The organism is Lapillicoccus jejuensis (assembly GCF_006715055.1).
GTDB classification, from domain to species: Bacteria; Actinomycetota; Actinomycetes; order Actinomycetales; family Dermatophilaceae; genus Lapillicoccus; species Lapillicoccus jejuensis.
On sequence record NZ_VFMN01000001.1, the window covers coordinates 3,273,335 to 3,285,902 of the forward strand.

Consider the following 12,568-nt stretch of genomic DNA (forward strand, 5'->3'; position numbering starts at 1 on the left):
CTGCCAGCTCCCGAAGGAGATGCCCTCATGACGGGCCACACCCTCATCGACCCCGCGACCGGCGAGACCGGCCGCACCGTCCCCTTCCTCGACGCGGCCGGCCTGGAGGCGGCCATCGACCTCGCCCACCGAGCGAGCCGCGAGTGGGGCCGCCGGACCGGCGTCGCCGAGCGCGCCGCCCTCGTCGCGCGGCTCGGCGAGCTGCACACCGAGCACCGCGAGGAGCTCGCCGCGGCCATCGTCCGCGAGATGGGCAAGCCGATGGAGCAGGCCCTCGGCGAGGTCGACTTCTGCGCCGACATCTACGCCTACACCGCCGAGATCGCCGAGGCCCAGCTGGCCGACGAGGAGATCACCCTGCGCGGTGACGCGAGCGGGAGGGCGCTCGTGCGCAGCGCGCCGTACGGCGTCCTGCTCGGCGTCATGCCGTGGAACTTCCCCGCCTACCAGGTCGCCCGCTTCGCCGCCCCGAACCTCGCGGCCGGCAACACGATCCTGCTCAAGCACGCCCCGGCCTGCCCGGAGTCGGCGGCGATCATCGCCCGCCTCGCGCGCGAGGCCGGGTTCCCCGAGGGCGCGTACGTCGACCTCGTCGCCGACAACGACCAGGTCGCCACCGTCATCGCCGACCCGCGCGTCGCCGGGGTCTCGCTCACCGGCTCCGAGCGCGCCGGCCGCGCCGTCGCCGAGATCGCCGGGCGGAACCTCAAGAAGGTCGTCCTCGAGCTCGGCGGGTCCGACCCGTTCATCGTCCTGTCGACCGACGACCTCGACGCCACCGTCGAGCAGGCGGTCGCCGCGCGGCTGGACAACAACGGCCAGTCCTGCAACGCGGCCAAGCGGATGCTCGTCGTCGACGAGCTGTACGACGCCTTCCTCGAGAAGCTCACGGCCGCCCTGCTCGCCGTCCGGCCGGGCTCGCCCACCGCGGACGGCGCGCAGCTCGGCCCGCTCTCGTCGTCGGCGGCCGCCGAGCGGCTGGCGGAGCAGGTCGACCGCGCCGTCGCGCACGGCGCCACCGCGCACCGCGCCGCCGAGCGGGACGGCACCTTCTTCGCGCCCGTCGTGCTCACCGGCGTGACCGCCGACAACCCGGTCTACGCCGAGGAGCTCTTCGGGCCCGTCGCGACCGTCTACCGCGTCGCCGACGAGGCGGAGGCCGTGCGGGTGGCCAACGACACGTCGTACGGGCTGGGGTCGTACGTCGTGACGACCGACCCGGACCAGGCGCTGCGCGTGGCCGACGCCCTCGACACCGGCATGGTCTTCGTCAACACGGTCCTCGCCGACGCCGCCGAGCTGCCCTTCGGCGGGGTGAAGTCCTCCGGCTTCGGCCGCGAGCTCGGCCGCGCCGGCTTCGTCGAGTTCGTCAACCGCAAGCTCATCCGCATCGCGTGACCGTCGTCCGCACCGACGTCGCCGTCGTCGGGGGAGGCCCGGCCGGGCTGCTGCTGTCGCACCTGCTCGACCGTGCCGGGGTGGGCACGGTCGTCCTCGACCACCGCAGCCACCACGAGATCGCGACGACGGTGCGCGCCGGGATCCTCGAGCAGGACAGCGTGCGGCTGCTCGTCGAGTCGGGCGCCTCCGACCGCGTCCTCACCGAGGGCGAGGAGCACCGCGGGATCGAGCTGGCCTTCGGCGGCGCGTCGCACCGGATCGACTTCCAGGAGCTGGTCGGCGCGTCGGTGTGGCTCTACCCGCAGACGTCGGTCTTCGCCGACCTCGCCGAGGCCCGGCAGGCGGCGGGTGGGGACGTGCGGTTCGGGGTGTCCGACGTCGAGGTCGACGGCGTGGAGGGTGACGCGCCGGTGGTGCGCTTCGTCGGCGCCGACGGGTCCCGGCAGGAGGTCCGCCCCCGCTACGTCGTCGGGGCCGACGGGTCGCACAGCACCTGCCGGGCGCTCGTGCCGGCGACGGCTCGGCGGCAGTACCACCGGGAGTACCCCTTCGCGTGGTTCGGGATCCTGTGCGAGGCGCCGCGCAGCGCCCCCGAGCTCGTCTACTGCCGCTCCGAACGCGGCTTCGCCCTGGTCAGCCAGCGCAGCGAGACGGTGCAGCGGATGTACTTCCAGTGCGACCCCGACGAGGACGTCTCGGGGTGGTCCGACGACCGCATCTGGGACGAGCTGCAGACCCGGGTCGGCGCCAACGGGCACACCCTCGTCGAGGGGCCGGTCACCGACCGCGCCGTCCTGCGCTTCCGCAGCGTCGTCCACGAGCCGATGCGGTACGGGCGGCTGCTGCTCGCCGGCGACGCCGCGCACACCGTGCCGCCGACCGGGGCCAAGGGCCTCAACCTCGCCCTGGCGGACGTGCGCGTCCTCGCGCAGTGCCTGCAGGACGCCGTACGGCGACGCGACGCGGCCGGCGAGGACGCCCTCGACGGCTACACCGAGCGGGCGCTGGCGCGGGTGTGGAAGGCGCAGCACTTCTCCTCCTGGATGACCCACCTGCTGCACCGGCCGCCGGGGGAGAGCGACGTCGAGGAGCAGCGGCAGCTGGCCGAGCTGCGCGGCCTGGTGGAGTCGACGGCGGGGCGGGCCTACCTCGCCGAGGGGTACACCGGCTGGCCGGAGGCACGAGGATGACCGACAGCCACGAGAGCGAACCGGATGACCAGGAGACGATCTCCCGGGAGATCGCCGCCGCCCAGCAGGAGGACGCACCGCACGGACGCCGTACGGCGACGCGGCTGGACTTCCCCGCCTACCGCAGCTCGGCGCTGCGGCACCCGACCAAGGAGCTGCGCCACGTCGACCCGGAAGGGGTCGAGCTGCTGGCGCCGGTCTTCGGCGAGCGCGACGTCGACCCGAGCGAGGCCGACCTCACGGCCCAGCGCGGCGGCGAGCCGATCGGTGAGCGGATCCGGGTCGCCGGGCGGGTGCTCGACGGCGACGGCCGGCCGGTGCGCCGCCAGCTCGTCGAGGTCTGGCAGGCCAACGCCGCCGGCCGCTACGTCCACCGGCGCGACCAGCACCCGGCGCCCGTCGACCCCCACTTCACCGGGGTCGGGCGGGCGCTCACCGCCGACGACGGCTCGTACTCCTTCGTGACGATCAAGCCCGGCCCCTACCCGTGGCGCAACCACCGCAACGCCTGGCGCCCCGCGCACGTGCACTTCTCGCTCTTCGGCACCGAGTTCACCCAGCGGCTCGTCACGCAGATGTACTTCCCCGGCGACCCGCTCCTCGCGCTCGACCCGATCCACCAGGCGGTCCTCGACCCGGCGGCGCGGGAGCGGCTCGTCGCGACCTACGACCACGACCTGTCGGAGCCGGAGTGGCTCCTGGGGTACCGGTGGGACATCGTGCTCACCGGCCCGCACGCCACCCCCCTGGAGGAGCAGGACCATGCCTGAGCCGACCCCGGGTCAGACCGTCGGCCCGTTCTTCCACGACGCGCTCCCCGTCGAGGGGGGCGACCGGCTCGTCCCCGGCGGTTCGCCGGGCGCCGTCCGGCTGCACGGGCGGGTCCTCGACGGCCGGGGCGACCCCGTGCCCGACGCCCTGCTCGAGATCTGGCAGGCCGACCCCGCCGGACGGGTCGCGCAGGAGCACGGGTCGTTGCGCCGGGACCGCGTCGACGCGGGCGTGTTCACCGGCTTCGGTCGAGCCGCGACCGACGCGGACGGGGCCTACGTGTTCACGACGCTCGAGCCGGGGGCGACGGCGCCGGGCGCGGCGCCCTTCGTCGCGATGACGGTGTTCGCCCGCGGGCTGCTCGACCGACTGTTCACCCGCGTGTACCTCCCGGACGACGTGGCGCTCGCCGCAGATCCTTTCCTGGGCATGCTGTCGCCCGAGGAGCGCTCGACGCTGGTGGCTCGTCGCGAGCACGACGGGTCGCTGCGCTTCGACGTCCGGCTCCAGGGGGACGGCGAGACCGTCTTCCTCCGTTTCCCGCGGGGCTCCCGGTGAGCGGGCTGCTCGAGCCCGGTGCCGCCCGCGGGCTGGGGCTCGCCGACGACGAGGCCGTCCTCGAGGCCATGGTCGACGTCGAGTCCGCGTGGCTGCGGGTCCAGGGGCGCCTCGGCCTGCTCACCCCCGACGAGGTCGCCGTCGCCGCCCGTGACGGGCTCGGGGCCGACGACCTCGACGCCGGCTGGCTCGCGGACTGGGCCGAGGGCGCCGGCAACCCCGTGCCCGCCCTCGTCGAGGTGCTGCGGGCGGGGGCGCGGGGCAACGGCGTCCCGGACCGCGTCGTCACCGCGATCCACCGCGGCCTGACGAGCCAGGACGTCGTCGACACCGCGCTCGTGCTCGTCTCCCGGCAGGCCCTGACCCGGATGGGCGCGAGCCTGACCGCCGCGGGCGACGCCGCGGCCCGGCTCGCGCGCGAGCACCGCGACACCCTCATGCTGGCCCGGACCCTCACGCAGCCCGCCCTGCCGACGACGTTCGGCTACAAGGTCACCGGGTGGCTGGGGGCGCTGGACGACGCCGTCGTCGAGCTGCGGGGCGTCGTCCGGGCACTGCCGGTCCAGTGCGGCGGAGCTGCCGGCACCCTCGCCGCCGTCGAGGTGCTGGCCCCGACGCGCGCCACCCTCGCCGTGGCGATGCTCGCCGAGGAGCTCGGGCTCGTCGACCCCGGCCGGCCCTGGCACACCGACCGCGGCGCGATGACCCGCATCGGCGACGTCCTCGTGCGCTGCGCCGACGTCCTCGGCAAGATCGCCGCCGACGTGCTCACCCTGTCGCGGCCGGAGATCGGCGAGCTGCAGGAGCCGGCGGCGGCCGGGCGCGGCGGCTCCTCGACGCTGCCGCAGAAGCGCAACCCGGTCCTGTCCGTCCTCGTGCGGTCCGTCGCCATCGAGGCGCCGTACCTCGGCGCGACGCTGCACGCCGCCGCCGGCCTGGCCGTCGACGAGCGCCCCGACGGGGCCTGGCACGCCGAGTGGGGCGCCCTGCTGCGGCTGCTGCGCCGGGTCCTCGTCGCCGGCGACCAGGTGCGCGAGGTGCTCGACGGGCTCGTCGTGGACCCGACCGCGATGGCGCGCAACGTGTGGGCCACCGGGCCCGACCTGCTCGCCGAGCGCCGGCACCTCACCGGGGCCGCGAGCGACACCGACGACGACGGGCCGCTGGGCTACCTCGGCGTCGCGGTGGAGCTGGTCGAGCGCGCCGTCGACCGGCACCGGTCCCTCGACCCGGGCGGTCCGGCGTGAGCCTCCCGGTCGCCGTGACGACGCTGCGGGCGCCCGAGCACCCGCGCGCCCTGCTGCTGGTGGGGCCGTCCCTCGGGACCGCGGTGACGCCGCTGTGGTCCTCGTGCGCGCGCGCCCTGCCCGACGACGTCCGCGTCGTCGGCTGGGAGCTGCCGGGGCACGGCGACGGGCCGGCCCACGACCACCCGTTCACGGTCGCGGACCTCGCCGACGCGGTGCTCGGGGCCACGGCCGGGCTGCGGGCCGACGTCGACGGACCGGTGGTCCTCGCCGGGGTCTCGCTCGGTGGCGCCGTCGCCCTCACCGTGGCCGTCGACCACCCGGACGCCGTCGACGCGGTCGCGGTCGTCGCCTCCGGGGCGAGGATCGGCGAGCCCGCGGCCTGGCGCGAGCGCGCCGACCTCGTGCGGCGGGCGGGCACGCCCGTCATGGTGGAGGGTTCGGCGCGGCGGTGGTTCGCCCCCGGCTCGGTCGAGCGCGACCCGGCCGTCGCCGCCGCCCTGCTCGACTCGCTCCAGCACACCGACGCCGGCTCCTACGCTCGGTGCTGCGAGGCGTTGGCGTCGTACGACGTCACCGGCGCGCTGGACCGGGTGGGCGTCCCCGTCCTGGCGGTCGCCGGCGAGCACGACCGGGTCGCGACCGCCGCGATGGGGGAGACCGTCGCGGCCGGCACCGGTGGCCGGCTCGTCGTCCTCCCCGGCGCCGCGCACCTGCCCCCCGCCGAGCAGCCCGCCGCCACGGCCCGCGAGCTCGCCGGCCTCCTGACCACCCTCGTGACAGCCCCCGAGACAGCCCCCGAGACAGCCCACGAGACAGCCCACGAGACAGCCCACGAGACAGCCCACGAGACAGCCCCCGAGACAGCCCACGAGACGAGGACGACATGAGCGAGCAGCAGGAGCAGTGGGCGGCCGGGGACGCCGTACGGCGGGCGGTCCTCTCGGACGCGCACGTCGACCGGTCCGCCGCGGCCGCCACCGACTTCACCGCGCCCTTCCAGGACCTCGTCACCCGCTACGCCTGGGGGGAGGTCTGGACGCGGCCGGGGCTCGACCGGCGCACCCGCAGCGCCATCACGTTGACCGCGCTCGTCGCGCGGGGCCACTGGGACGAGCTCGTCCTGCACGTCGGTGCGGCGCGGCGCAACGGGCTGTCGGTAGCCGAGATCCAGGAGGTGCTGCTGCAGTCGGCGGTCTACCTCGGCGTCCCGGCCGCCAACCACGCCTTCGCCCTGGCGCAGCGCGAGCTGGCCCGGCTCGAGGCCGAGGAGGTGGGCGCGTGAGCGGGGCGGCGTACGTCTACGACGCGGTCCGCACGCCCTTCGGGCGGTACGGCGGCGCGCTGGCCGGCCAACGCCCCGACGACCTCGCGGCGCTCGTCGTGCGCACCCTCGTCGAGCGGTCGCCCGGGCTGGCCGAGGACGGGTTCGGCCGTCCCGTCGACGAGGTGGTCCTCGGCAACGCCAACGGCGCCGGCGAGGAGAACCGCAACGTCGCGCGGATGGCGACGCTGCTCGCCGGCCTGCCGACCAGCGTCCCGGGCAGCACCGTCAACCGGCTCTGCGGCTCGAGCCTCGACGCGGCGATGGCCGGCTCGCGCAGCATCGAGACCGGCGACGCCGACGTCGTCCTCACCGGTGGGGTCGAGTCGATGAGCCGCGCCCCGTGGGTGCTGCCGAAGACCGAGAAGCCCTATCCCGCAGGCGATCTCGCGCTCTCCTCGACGACGCTGGGGTGGCGGCTGGTCAACCCGGCGATGCCGGGCGAGTGGACGGTGTCGCTCGGCGAGGCCACCGAGCAGCTGCGCGAGAAGCGCGGGATCACCCGCGAGCGGCAGGACGCGTTCGCGGCGCGGTCGCACCGGCTGGCGCACCGGGCGTGGGAGGACGGCTGGTACGACGACCTCGTCGTCGCCGTCCCGGGGACCGACCTCGCCCACGACGAGTCGATCCGGCCCACGACGACCCCGGAGCGGCTCGCCGCGCTGACGCCGTCGTTCCGCCGCGACGGCGGGACCGTCACGGCCGGCAACGCCTCGCCGCTCAACGACGGCGCGTCCGCGGTCCTGCTCGGCAGCGAGCGGGCGGCCGCCGTCATCGGGCGGGACCCCGTCGCCCGGGTCGCCGGCCGCGGCGCGAGCGCCCTCGACCCGCGCGACTTCGGCGCGGGCCCCGTCGAGGCGGCGGAGCGCGCCCTGCGGCGCGCGGGGATCGGCTGGGGCGACGTCGCCGCGGTCGAGCTCAACGAGGCCTTCGCGGCCCAGTCGCTGGCGTGCCTCGACGCGTGGCCGGTGGACCCGGAGCTGGTCAACCGGCACGGCGGCGCCATCGCCATCGGGCACCCCCTGGGCGCGTCCGGCGGGCGGGTGCTGGGCACCCTGGCCCGCGACCTGCAGCGCACCGGCGGCCGGTGGGGGGTGGCCTGCCTGTGCATCGGCGTCGGACAGGGGCTGGCGGTCGTCCTGGAGAACGTCGGGTCGCGCTGAGCGACGAGGGCGCCCTGCCGTCCCGCCCGCCCCAGGGGGCCGCGGCCCCCTGGGACGGGCGGACCTCCTGCCCGGTCAGACCTCGCGGCCGCGGCGGCGTCGTACGGCGAGCGGTCGGCCGTCGGGGTCGTAGACCAGGCGGTGCAGCGGCTCGGCCCACAGCCGCTGCACCCGGGACACCGGAGCGGGCCGGTGCCCCCGGACCTGCCCGGCGGGCCGCGGGCCACGCCGGCCGCCGTCGTGCCAGGCGTCGAGCGCGCGAGCGGCGTCCTGGAACAGGGTGAGGCCGTCGCCGGGGTGGAGCAGCGCCGGGTCGTCCGCGTCGCGGCCGAGGTGCTCGCCCCACAGCTGCAGCCGCAGGTCCCGCGCCAGCCTCCGGGCGCCGTCACCCCGCCCGCCCGGGTCGCGCGGGGCCCGCTCGTCGAGGGTGCTGTCGACGACCGCGCACGTCAGCTCGGTGTCATGGGTCCACGAGCGGCGGTTGAAGTTGTCCGACCCGATGGTGACCCAGACGTCGTCGATGACGCAGACCTTGGCGTGCACGTAGATCGGGGTGCCCGCCGCGTTCTCGAGGTCGAAGACGCCGACCCGTCCGGGGGCCGCCTCCTCCAGCACGCGCATCGCCTCGAGCTGGCCGATCCGGTTCGGCGGCCCGCTCAGCGCGCCGTCGGCGTCGGGGTAGCGGGGCACGACCACGACCACGGTGAGGTCCGGTGACCGGCGCAGGGCCCGGGCCAACCCGCCGGCCACGAGGTCCGACCACAGGTACTGGTCCTCCACGTAGATGCTCGAGCGGGCGCGCGCGAAGGCCTTCTCGTAGGCGCGGGCGATGCTGCGCTCGCCGTGCGGCGCGAAGGGGTAGCCGGGCCGCTTGGCCCCGTAGGTGCGCAGCACCTGCACCGCGTGCGGCCCCGACCCCGTCGGCTCGGGCAGGGGCTCGGGCAGGGGCTTCGGGTGACGCGGCATCCGTGCGGCCCGCTGGACGAGCGCCCGGTACGGCGTGCGGCGGTCGAGGGGGTGGGGGTCGTCCCACCGCTCGACGAACGAGGCCTGCACGTCGCCGACGGCCGGGCCCCGCAGCTCGAGGGCGGCGTCGTGCCACGGGGCGCGAGGCCGGTACCGGCGGTCCATCGGCTGCTGCTGCGGGTCGCCGAGGTGGGCGGCGTCGTCCCGGCGTCCGTGGCACAGGTCGATCCCCCCGACGAAGGCCAGGTCGTCCGCGGGACGGTCCGGGCGCCGGACGACGACGGTCTTGGCGTGGTGCGACCCCCCGCGCCGGACCCGCTGGTCGAGCAGCGCCTCGCCCCCGGCGGCGTTGAGCCGCGCGCCGACGCGCTGGTTCTCCTGGGCGCTGAAGGAGGCGCGGTCCGAGTGCGAGCGCCACAGCAGCCCCCGGACGTCGACCCCGCGCCCGACCAGCTCGACGAGCACCTCGCCGACGGTCGGCCCGCCGGGCGCGAGCTGCTGGTCCGCGTCGCTGCGCCAGTCGGTGAAGAAGACCCGGTCACCGGGGCCCAGCGTGCGCAGCTCCTCGTGCAGGCGACGGAAGTACGTCGCGCCGTGGACCAGGGGGACGACGAGGTTGCCCTCGGTCCAGGCCCGCCCGTCGCCGCGGCGCCGGTCGATGTCGCTGGCCGGGTTGCCCCGCTCCTGCGGGGAGAGGAACCAGAACTCCTCGACGGGACGGTCAGGCATGGTCGCCATCCTGGTGTACCGGGCTGAGGACGGCGCCTCCTTGCTCCGGATGTGACCGTCCGCCGCCTCAGGGCAGCGGATCCGGGCACCTTCGGAGCAAGAAGGCGCCTCTCGGATCAGGCCGTCGTCGGGGAGGTCTGCCTCGGGACCTCCGGGCGACGGTCGAGCTCGCGCCAGGTCCGGTCCAGGGCCGGGGTGAGCGTGACGGCCAGGTACGCCGCCCCGACGCCGAGGAGCGCGGCGGTCAGCCCGACGCGGTCCACGAGCAGGCCGCCGACGAGCCCGCCGAGCGGCATGAGGCTCCACGCCATCGCCGAGAACAGGGACGAGACGCGCCCCACCATCGCGGCCGGGACCCGCTCGAACTCGACGGCGCCGAGGATGGGGTTGATGAACCCCGACGCGAGCCCGCCGACCGCGAACACCGCGAGGATCAGCCACAGCGGGGCCCCGAGCGCGAGGACGAGGAACCGCGGGATGCTGCAGAGCAGGAACGCCACCAGGTAGGTGACGTAGCGCGGCAGGCGCGCCGCCCAGACCGCGGCGGCCAGCGCGCCGAGCGCCGACGCCCCGCCGAACACCGCGAACAGCAGCCCGAGCACCGCCGCCCCGCGACCGCTGTCGACCGCCCAGACGGGCATCAGCACGGCGACCCAGGCCTGGTCGAGCAGGTTGGTCAGGGCGACCATGACGGCGATACCGAGCAGGAGCCGGTCACCGCGCAGGAAGGCGAACCCCTCGCGCAGCCGGGCGGCGTACGCCGACCCGCGGCCGGCGGCGGCGGGGGTGTCGGCGGGGGTGTCGGCGGGGGTGTCCGCCGGGGTGTCCGCGACGGCCGCGAGGGCGCGGGTGGTGGCCAGCAGGACCGCGGCCGACAGCGCGAAGCTGGCCGCGTCGACGTACAGCGCGTTGGCCGGGCCGACGGCGGCGACCAGCAGGCCGGCGATCACGGCGCCGGTCATGGACGCCGTCCGCTCCACCGTGCCTGAGAGCCCGGTGACGCGCTCCATCGGCGTCCGGGCGGCCGCGGCGACCTGCGGCGCGAGGGCGCCCTTGGCCGCGTCGCCGGGTCCGCGCAGGGCGCCGGCGAGGGCGACGAGGGCGAGGAACGCGCCGAAGGGGAGCCGGCCGGCGTCGTACAGGAACGGGACGGAGCCGACCACGACGACGGAGGTGAGGTCGCAGCCGACCGCGACCCGGCGCGCACCGAGCTGGTCGATGACCGGCCCGCCGAGGGCCTTGAGCAGGACGAGCGGCAGCATCTCCGCCAGGGCGACGAGCCCCGTGCGGGTGGCGCTGCCCGTGCTGGCGAGGACGAAGAGCGGGATGGCGATCATCGAGACGCGCGTCCCGGTGATCGAGACGGTGTCGGCGACGAGCCAGCCCACCAGCGGCCGGCGGGTGCGGGTCACCGGTCCTCCCCGAGGACGCCGGGGCGGACGTAGGCGTTGAGGTTGACGACGTACGGCGCCGTGTCCTCGCCCTCCTCGTCGGTCGCCGCCTCGACGACGGCCTCGAGCCGCTCGCGCAGCGCGGCGGCCCCGGAGGGGGAGAGGCGCACGATCCAGTCGCTGTACGTCGTCGCGTCCTGCCAGGGTTGCGGCAGCAGCGGCAGCTCCTCGACGCTGCGCTGCAGCTGCCCGGCGTAGACCATGACGACCGACTGGAGGTAGGCGATCGCCGCGTCCTGGCCCTCGACGTCGTCGGGCGACGGCGGCGCGGTGCGCGTGCTCGAGGCGGTCGCGCGCCACCACCGGTCGCGGGCGTTGCCGCGCTCGGTGTCCTCCTCGATGAAGCCGTGCTCCGCGAGCTGGCGCAGGTGGTACGACGTCGCGCCGGTGTTGAGCCCCAGCGCGCGGGCCAGGCTCGTCGCGGTCGCGGGGCCGTCGACGCGCAGCATGCCGAGCATGCGCAACCGGGCGGGGTGGGTCAGCGCGCGCAGCTGCTGGGGGGTCGGGGTGACGACGGGGCCGGTGCTCATGCCGCCACCGTAGACCGCAAAGAACCGTTTGCAAAGAGCTGTTCGCAAAGAAGTCTTGGTCAGCTGCGTCCGCACCGCCGGGGCACCGGTGCCCCCTCGGTGCGGACGTCCGGCTCACGGCAGCCGGTCGAGGACCTCCGTCAGCCGCGCGACCGTCTCGTCGGCGATGGGCTCGAACCCCCGGCGCAGGAACGGCTCGACGTACCGCACCCAGCGCTGGAAGGCGAAGCGCGCCCGGTAGGTCACGACGGTCCCGCCGGTCGCGGACGGGGCCAGCGTGAGGTCGTCGGCGGCGTGGACCGTGCGGTTGCGGCCCTCGAAGACGAGGTGCCGGTCCTGCTCGTGCACCGTGCACACGTAGTCGAGCTGGGTCTCCCGGCCGCGGTACGTCGAGACGTTGTGGAAGTGCGCCCCCACCCCGAGGGCGGTGCCGGGCGGGTCGCTGCGGGTGGTGGTCACCGTCCCCGGGTCCCACTCCTGGGTGCGGGTGAAGTCCTCGAGGTAGGCGAAGACGACGGACGGGGAGGGCGCGACCTGCAGGGTGCGCGAGACGGTGATCACGGGTCATCATCGCGGTCGCCGGGCCCGACGCGCCACGGGCCGGACCCGGCTGGGACGATGGGGGCATGGCGCAGCACCCGGACCACCCCGAGCTCGTCGTCCTGCTCGACCCCGACGGCCGCCCGGTCGGGACCGCCCCGAAGGCGGCGGTGCACGACGAGGACACCCCGCTGCACCTGGCCTTCTCCGTGCACGTCTTCGACGCCGACGGCCGCGTGCTGCTCACCCGCCGCGCCCTGTCCAAGCGCACCTGGCCGGGCGTGTGGACGGGGACGTGCTGCGGCCACCCCGGTCCCGGCGAGGACCCCGCCGACGCCGTACGGCGCCGCTGCCGCGACGAGCTCGGCCTCGAGCTCGACGGGCTCGAGCTCGTCGACCCCGACTTCCGCTACCGCGCCGTCGACGCCTCCGGCACCGTCGAGCACGAGGTCTGCCCGGTCTGGGTCGCCACCGCCGCCGGCCCGCCGCGGCCCGACCCGGCCGAGGTCGCCGAGGTCGCGTGGAGCACGCCGGGCGACGTGCTCGCGACCGCCGACGCGACGCCGTACGTGCTCAGCCCGTGGCTGGTCTGGCAGCTCCAGCGCCCGGTGCTGCGTGCCCGCTTCGCCCCGGCCGGGGAGCCGGTCGGCGCCTGAGCCGGCCGGGGCGCCGTACGAGGACTCGACGCAGCGTCGAGC

Annotated in this window: 13 protein-coding genes; 9 read left to right on the forward strand and 4 right to left on the reverse strand. The window is 76.1% G+C overall.

Annotated elements, in window-relative coordinates:
* Nucleotides 1-27: 27 nt before the first annotated feature.
* Genes FB458_RS15200 through FB458_RS15230 form a run of 8 tightly spaced genes read left to right on the forward strand, consistent with a single transcriptional unit; the run spans nt 28 to nt 7,654 of the window.
* Nucleotides 28-1,398 carry an NAD-dependent succinate-semialdehyde dehydrogenase gene (locus FB458_RS15200; RefSeq protein WP_141849234.1) on the forward strand — a complete coding sequence of 457 codons (1,371 nt, stop codon included), beginning with the start codon at nt 28-30 and terminating at the stop codon, nt 1,396-1,398.
* Nucleotides 1,395-2,591, forward strand: coding sequence for a 4-hydroxybenzoate 3-monooxygenase (locus FB458_RS15205; protein WP_141849235.1), 1,197 nt, complete (start codon nt 1,395-1,397; stop codon nt 2,589-2,591). Before FB458_RS15200 ends, FB458_RS15205 begins: the two co-directional genes overlap by 4 nt.
* The gene (gene pcaH / locus FB458_RS15210) at nt 2,588-3,361 is read left to right on the forward strand and encodes a protocatechuate 3,4-dioxygenase subunit beta (RefSeq protein ID WP_141849236.1); all 774 of its coding nucleotides are present in this window, start codon (nt 2,588-2,590) and stop codon (nt 3,359-3,361) included. Before FB458_RS15205 ends, pcaH begins: the two co-directional genes overlap by 4 nt.
* Complete coding sequence (gene pcaG, locus FB458_RS15215) at nt 3,354-3,920, forward strand: protocatechuate 3,4-dioxygenase subunit alpha (RefSeq protein ID WP_141849237.1); 567 nt, start codon at nt 3,354-3,356, stop codon at nt 3,918-3,920. The genes pcaH and pcaG overlap by 8 nt, the downstream gene beginning before the upstream one ends.
* On the forward strand, nt 3,917-5,167 hold the full coding sequence (locus tag FB458_RS15220) for a lyase family protein (RefSeq protein ID WP_211356060.1): 1,251 nt from the start codon (nt 3,917-3,919) through the stop codon (nt 5,165-5,167). Before pcaG ends, FB458_RS15220 begins: the two co-directional genes overlap by 4 nt.
* Nucleotides 5,164-6,057, forward strand: a complete 894-nt coding sequence (locus tag FB458_RS15225; RefSeq protein ID WP_170185700.1) for an alpha/beta fold hydrolase — start codon at nt 5,164-5,166, stop codon at nt 6,055-6,057. The genes FB458_RS15220 and FB458_RS15225 overlap by 4 nt, the downstream gene beginning before the upstream one ends.
* A complete protein-coding gene (gene pcaC, locus FB458_RS21420; protein WP_170185701.1) occupies nt 6,054-6,452 on the forward strand; it encodes a 4-carboxymuconolactone decarboxylase in 399 nt (132 codons plus the stop codon). The genes FB458_RS15225 and pcaC overlap by 4 nt, the downstream gene beginning before the upstream one ends.
* On the forward strand, nt 6,449-7,654 hold the full coding sequence (locus FB458_RS15230; protein ID WP_141849238.1) for a thiolase family protein: 1,206 nt from the start codon (nt 6,449-6,451) through the stop codon (nt 7,652-7,654). Before pcaC ends, FB458_RS15230 begins: the two co-directional genes overlap by 4 nt.
* 75 nt (nt 7,655-7,729) lie before the next feature.
* Here the strand turns inward: FB458_RS15230 and FB458_RS15235 are convergent, their stop codons facing one another.
* From FB458_RS15235 to FB458_RS15250, 4 genes are all read right to left on the reverse strand, one after another.
* Nucleotides 7,730-9,349 (reverse strand): phospholipase D family protein, encoded by a 1,620-nt coding sequence (locus tag FB458_RS15235; RefSeq protein WP_141849239.1) that lies wholly within the window; start codon nt 9,347-9,349, stop codon nt 7,730-7,732.
* A gap of 116 nt (nt 9,350-9,465) precedes the next feature.
* A complete protein-coding gene (locus tag FB458_RS15240; protein WP_246061269.1) occupies nt 9,466-10,761 on the reverse strand; it encodes an MFS transporter in 1,296 nt (431 codons plus the stop codon).
* Nucleotides 10,758-11,330: an ArsR/SmtB family transcription factor gene (locus FB458_RS15245; RefSeq protein ID WP_141849240.1), complete on the reverse strand. Its 573-nt coding sequence runs from the start codon at nt 11,328-11,330 to the stop codon at nt 10,758-10,760. The genes FB458_RS15240 and FB458_RS15245 overlap by 4 nt, the downstream gene beginning before the upstream one ends.
* Nucleotides 11,331-11,444: 114 nt before the next feature.
* On the reverse strand, nt 11,445-11,891 hold the full coding sequence (locus tag FB458_RS15250) for an SRPBCC family protein (protein WP_211356061.1): 447 nt from the start codon (nt 11,889-11,891) through the stop codon (nt 11,445-11,447).
* 65 nt (nt 11,892-11,956) lie between these two features.
* Here FB458_RS15250 and idi point away from each other — a divergent pair, with 65 nt between their 5' ends.
* A complete protein-coding gene (gene idi, locus FB458_RS15255; RefSeq protein ID WP_141849241.1) occupies nt 11,957-12,526 on the forward strand; it encodes an isopentenyl-diphosphate Delta-isomerase in 570 nt (189 codons plus the stop codon).
* Nucleotides 12,527-12,568 lie beyond the last annotated feature (42 nt).

Bases quoted from the DNA above. Each gene is read 5' to 3' on its own strand.
- idi (WP_141849241.1), top strand. From the start codon at position 11,957: ATGGCGCAGCACCCGGACCACCCCGAGCTCGTCGTCCTGCTCGACCCC.
- pcaG (WP_141849237.1), top strand. From the start codon at position 3,354: ATGCCTGAGCCGACCCCGGGTCAGACCGTCGGCCCGTTCTTCCACGAC.
- FB458_RS15235 (WP_141849239.1), bottom strand. From the start codon at position 9,349: ATGCCTGACCGTCCCGTCGAGGAGTTCTGGTTCCTCTCCCCGCAGGAG.
- pcaC (WP_170185701.1), top strand. From the start codon at position 6,054: ATGAGCGAGCAGCAGGAGCAGTGGGCGGCCGGGGACGCCGTACGGCGG.
- pcaH (WP_141849236.1), top strand. From the start codon at position 2,588: ATGACCGACAGCCACGAGAGCGAACCGGATGACCAGGAGACGATCTCC.
- FB458_RS15245 (WP_141849240.1), bottom strand. From the start codon at position 11,330: ATGAGCACCGGCCCCGTCGTCACCCCGACCCCCCAGCAGCTGCGCGCG.
- FB458_RS15200 (WP_141849234.1), top strand. From the start codon at position 28: ATGACGGGCCACACCCTCATCGACCCCGCGACCGGCGAGACCGGCCGC.